The sequence below is a fragment of the Allocoleopsis sp. genome, assembly GCF_036703385.1.
GTDB lineage: Bacteria > Cyanobacteriota > Cyanobacteriia > Cyanobacteriales > Coleofasciculaceae > Allocoleopsis.
This window is the reverse complement of sequence record NZ_DATNPA010000755.1, coordinates 1-5,389: the sequence shown is the minus strand read 5'-3', so window position 1 is coordinate 5,389 and position 5,389 is coordinate 1. Positions and strand designations below refer to the sequence as shown.

The window sequence follows — 5,389 nt, the reverse complement described above, 5'->3', positions numbered from 1 at the left end:
GAATGTGCTGGCGTGCCATCATTCAATATTCCCACCAGCAATTGTCTCCTCACACATACACCTTAATCACGGCACCCGATGGGAAAAATTTCTTGCTGATCGATGCGGGTGAGGGTTACACCTTTTGGAGTGCCAGTGCATTATGGGCAGACGATGCTGTTTGTCAACAAGCAGCAGATACCAAGGCTCGTGTTCTGGAGATAGTTGCACAGTGGGCAGAACCTGTGCCTGCCATCGTCGAAGCAACTCCAGAGTATGACATTGTCGAGCGACCGATTTGCGATCGACCTCCCTTACCAACTTGGAGCAAAGGCAGAGTAACGCTCTTGGGCGATGCCGCTCATCCCGTTGTGCCCGTCTTGGGACAGGGAGGAAACATGGCGTTTGAGGACGCTTACGAACTGGCAGAATGTCTGGCTCATGCACCTAGCCTTGAAACAGCTCTCTGTGCTTATGAACACCGTCGCATCCCTCGTACAGAGGAAATCTACATTCACAGTGCAATTCGAGGCGCACGTGCCTACCAGCCAGACAGCGAGACTACAATTCCTCAAATGATGAAACCGCCCCGGATGGGTGAGAAGGAATTTCAAGAATGGCTCTATAGTTACCATCCTTCTGTCATATGATAATCAAACAAATTCAGAAACTTAAAACGCCTAAATTTCTCCAACAAGTCGAATCAACCTTAAAACCTTTGGCTCTCTCGTACTTGTGGTGATAACGCAAGCTAATCATCTAGACGCATCAAGGTTTTCAGCCTTCGTCTCCCCGGAAAGTTGTATTATCTGCTACATTTTTCCCCAAGCATCCGGGAGAGCCAAATTACCGAATGTTTTTATATCCAAGCAAGGGGTTCATGACGGACATTTCATATCATTTGCTTTGATAGTTTCGGCTGTATTGGTACTGATATTTGTCCAAAATACTAACCGACCTTCTTCAAGATAGTCCCCTTCTTGTGCTGCCTGGGTTCCGGGCATGGCACCTCACGCAATTCCAGCTTCCCAATGTCGCACAATACGAGCGCTCGCATCGTTGAGGTTTTGTTTTTCGTCTTGTTCATTTTTCAGTTGGAAGGGGTTGATGTATCGAGCCGATAAAAACGTAAAGCATTTTCTCGGAACAGCTTGCGCCTTTGCGACTCGGTGCATCCCTGTACCGTCCACTCCAAAGCTTCAACCCAGTCAGGATACTCTGTGGCGAGTTTGGACACAGGCCAATCGCTCCCATAGACGGCTCGCTCCCAACCGAAACACTCGATTACATGAGCAATGTAAGGCTGTAGATCCTCCTTAGTCCAATTTTGATGATCCGCCTCCGTCACTAATCCTGATACCTTGCAATAAACATTAGGGAATGCCGCTAGTTCTGCGATCTCACTTTTCCAGGGTTCTAACAACTGGTTTTTGATATCTGGTTTACCAAAATGATCCAGCATAAAGCGCACTTGAGGACATTTCTGCACCATCTTGATGATGTTAGCCATCTGGGGATGGTAAATGCATATATCAAAGCTCAAGTCAAATTCCGGCAACAGCTGTAGTCCCTGGAGAAAATCGTGACAAAGACAGAATTCAAGATCTTCCGATTGAATCAGACGCCGCGCTCCCTTTACTAAAGGAATGCGACACAACTGTTCCAAATAAGACCGAACCTCATGACCCTGTTCCAAGGGAGCGAAGGCAACAATGCCTTGGATACGCTTATCTTCCGACGCTAAGGAAGCCACCCAGCGCGTCTCATCCATACCCTGAGAAAAATGCGTGTCACACTGAACAAACACCATCGCATCCACGGCAACGGTAGCACAAGCGGCGTTAAAATGGGGCAATAGAAAGGGACGGTTGATGGCCGGAAAATTCAGCAACCACGCATAGTGGAATCGCTCAGTATCCCAAAGATGCAGGTGGGTATCTACTATCGGAAAATTTGGCATTGCGGTTTGAGACCTAACAGCTAAGTATAGTCACACAGCCCTTGTTTCCTCTCCTCTGATTAAGAATCATACTAGACCAGCTCGGCAGAAATAATCCATCAATAAGGTTGTGCTGAGTACAGTACGGGCGATCGCTTCTTCATTCCAGTGGGCATCCCCCATGCAGTCGGTGTAGTGAGCGATCGCCCCGCTCAGGGATTAGTGATGACTGCACGAGGGTGGATTTGCTCGACTGGTTGCCACCACAGGGACATCGAGTAAGCATATTCCCCTCCGTTTTTCACACCTGGAGGGGATTTTATTGTACAAAGCGATTGCTTGAATTAATAACTAGCAACTTGGGTTATTAGATTTGTTAATAACGCTCATTGGGAGAGAGTTGAATGATTACCTTACCTGGAGCTGCCATCTTAAGCAAAATCTATGAAAGTTCGGCAACTCTTGTGTATCGGGGTATTAGAGAGCAAGATAACTGTGCAGTTGTCGCTAAAGTCCTCAAGCAAGATTATCCCTCTCCCCAAGAATTAACTCGCTACAGGCAGGAATATGAAATTACCCATTCCCTCAACATCGAAGGCGTAGTTAAGGCATACAGCCAGCAGGACTATCAGCGCACGCTCGTCATCCTTTTAGAAGACTTTGGCGGCGAGTCTTTAGAACGCTTGCAGCAGCGATCCGACTTTTATCCCATGCCCTTATCGAATTTTCTTGGGCTGGCGATCGCCATTACAGAGATTCTGGGCAGAATCCATGCTGCTAACATCATTCATAAAGATATCAATCCTAGCAACATCGTCCTGAATCCAAATACTGGCGTTGTCAAAATGATTGATTTTGGTATTGCCACTCGGTTCAGCCGCACCAATCCAACATTTAAAAGTCTTCATCTTCTAGAAGGAACCCTTGCCTACTTATCTCCAGAGCAAACTGGGCGTATGAACCGGATGCTCGACTACCGCAGCGATTTTTACTCGCTAGGCGCAACATTTTACGAACTTTTGACTGGACAGTTGCCGTTTCCCACCAGCGACATCCTAGAACTAGTTCATTGCCATATTGCCAAACCGCCTGTTCCCCCGCACGAACTGAATTCAAAGATTCCAAAACCTGTTTCCGACATAATTTTGAAACTAATGGCGAAAAATGCGGAAGATCGCTATCAGAGTGCTTGGGGCATCAAAGCGGATTTAGAATGCTGCGCCCAGCTATTAGCAGAAATTGGTCAAATTGATCGCATCCAATTAGGTTTTCAAGATATTTCCCAGCAATTTCAAATTCCCCAAAAACTGTACGGACGAGAAACAGAAATTGGCGCATTATTAGCGGCATTTGACAGAGTAGCCGCAAGGGGAGAGCGAGAAAATGCTCAATTCAACGTCGAAATGATGTTGGTTTCTGGTTACGCTGGAATTGGCAAATCAGCATTGGTGCAAGAACTTTATAAACCCATCACGGCAAAGCACGGCTATTTTATTTGGGGTAAGTTTGACCAATTTGGGCGTAATATTCCCTACAGCGCGATCGCCCATGCCCTGCAACAATTGGTACAACAACTACTGGGGGAACCAGACGAGAAAGTACAACAGTGGCGATCGCGTCTACTTAATGCATTGGGAAGCAATGGACAACTGATCGTTGATGTCATCCCTGAAGTTGAGTTAATTATTGGCAAGCAGCCATCTGTACCCTCTGTTGGAGCAACCCAAGCTCAAAATCGCTTCAATTCAGTCTTTCAAAATTTTGTGCGGGTGTTTTGTTCAAAAGAACATCCCTTGGTCATCTTCTTAGACGATTTACAGTGGATCGACTCCGCAACGCTGAAGTTAATCGAGTTAATATTACTCGACGAGCAAGCCCAATATCTATTTTTGATTGGAGCCTATCGAGATAATGAAGTGCACCCAACACATCCACTAATATTAACGCTGGAGAAACTGCAAAAACAAGGGGCAGAGCTTCAGGAGATTACCTTAGCACCCTTAACGCTGGAGGCGTTGAGTCAATTGATTGCCGAGACGCTACATCGCAATATTGACACCGTGCGTTCCCTAGCCCAATTAGTCTTACGTAAAACCGAGGGCAACCCTTTCTTTGTCGGTGAATTTTTGCGAATGCTGTATGGCGAAAATCTGTTGACATTTGATGCGAAACAGTTAAGCTGGCAGTGGGACATAGCCCCGATTGAAGCCCAATATATTGCTGATAATGTGGTGGAGTTGCTGCTATTAAAGCTGAAGAAACTGCCAGAAGAAATACGACAAATTCTTCGCTTAGCCGCTTGTGTCGGCTCTGAATTTAATTTAGAAACTTTAGCGATCGCTTGTAAAAAATCACCTAAAGCAGTTTCTCTAGATTTACTAGCAGCTATCCAAGCTGGATTAATTCAACCTATATCTGAATTAGACGAAAACTTGTTAGTTCAAGACTATAAGTTTTTGCACGATCGCGTACAACAAGCAGCTTATGCCTTAATTGATGAGTTGCACAAACAAGTCGTTCATCTCCAAATCGGTCGCAATTTACTCAAAAAAACTTTACCAGAGAAGCGATCGGATAGGCTATTTGAAATCGTCGATCATCTCGATCGGGGAATTGAGCTAATCACCGAGCGAGCAGAACGAATTGAAATTGCTTTCTTAAATTTAATTGTAGGTCAAAAAGCTAAGGCAGCAACAGCTTATGAAGCGGCTCTTAAGTATTTCACTACAGGGCTTAAACTCCTAGATACAGATAGTTGGCTGAGTGAGTATGACCTTACCTTAGCACTGTACTCTCAAGCAGCAGAAGCAGCGTATTTGCATGGTTGCTTTGATGAGATGGAACAATTCGTAGAAGTGGTACTCAACAATGCTAAGACAGTGAACGATAAAGTGCAGGTTTACGATAGCAAAATTCAAGCGTTTTTGTCACAGGGCAACCTGAAATCAGCACTGAAAATTGGGCTGGAAGTGTTAAAGCTCCTAGAAGTAAACTTAATAGAAAATCCCAGCCAGTTAAATGTTCAAAGAGGATTAAAAGAAACGTTTTCCCTACTATCTGGACGAGAAATCGAAGACTTAATTGATCTACCAAAGATGACCGCACCAGAACCGCGCTCAGCAATGTATATCATGGCAAATGTTGCAGCTGCTGCACATATGCTGTCACCAGCACTGATGATACTGATTGTGTGTAAAATGGTAAATTTATCAATCAGCTACGGCAATGCTACCTGGTCACCACTGAGTTATGCTGCCTACGGATTTGTTCTATGTGGAACTGTTCAAGACATTGAACTCGGTTATAAATTTGGCAAATTGGCTCTTAGCTTGGCAGAACGATTGAGTACAAAAAAAGGGAATGCTAAAGCATTAACGGGATTTAGTGCCCACGTCATGCACTGGAAAGTGCATCTTAGGAAAACAATACCAAAGCTGGTTGATGCTTATCAGAACGGAGTGGAAACTGGAG

The 5,389-nt window shown here is 45.1% G+C and carries 4 protein-coding genes; 2 read left to right on the top strand and 2 right to left on the bottom strand.

From position 1 onward, the window contains the following. The coding region (locus tag V6C93_RS35445) for an FAD-dependent oxidoreductase (RefSeq protein ID WP_333481395.1) at positions 1-629 on the top strand (629 nt) is incomplete at its 5' end. A 228-nt stretch (positions 630-857) separates the two neighbouring features. Here V6C93_RS35445 and V6C93_RS35440 read toward each other — a convergent pair. Both V6C93_RS35440 and V6C93_RS35435 read right to left on the bottom strand, forming a co-directional pair. After that, positions 858-983 (bottom strand): hypothetical protein, encoded by a 126-nt coding sequence (locus V6C93_RS35440; RefSeq protein ID WP_333481394.1) that lies wholly within the window; start codon positions 981-983, stop codon positions 858-860. Positions 984-1,069: 86 nt separating this feature from the next. Then, positions 1,070-1,939 (bottom strand): amidohydrolase family protein, encoded by an 870-nt coding sequence (locus V6C93_RS35435; RefSeq protein WP_333481393.1) that lies wholly within the window; start codon positions 1,937-1,939, stop codon positions 1,070-1,072. 383 nt (positions 1,940-2,322) lie between these two features. Between V6C93_RS35435 and V6C93_RS35430 the strand changes: the two genes are divergently transcribed. Beyond that, a partial coding sequence (locus V6C93_RS35430; RefSeq protein WP_333481392.1) for a serine/threonine-protein kinase PknK occupies positions 2,323-5,389 on the top strand: 3,067 nt, incomplete at its 3' end.

Coding starts and splice junctions, on each gene's coding strand:
- V6C93_RS35435 (WP_333481393.1), bottom strand. CDS start 1,939: ATGCCAAATTTTCCGATAGTAGATACCCACCTGCATCTTTGGGATACT.
- V6C93_RS35440 (WP_333481394.1), bottom strand. CDS start 983: ATGCCCGGAACCCAGGCAGCACAAGAAGGGGACTATCTTGAAGAAGGT.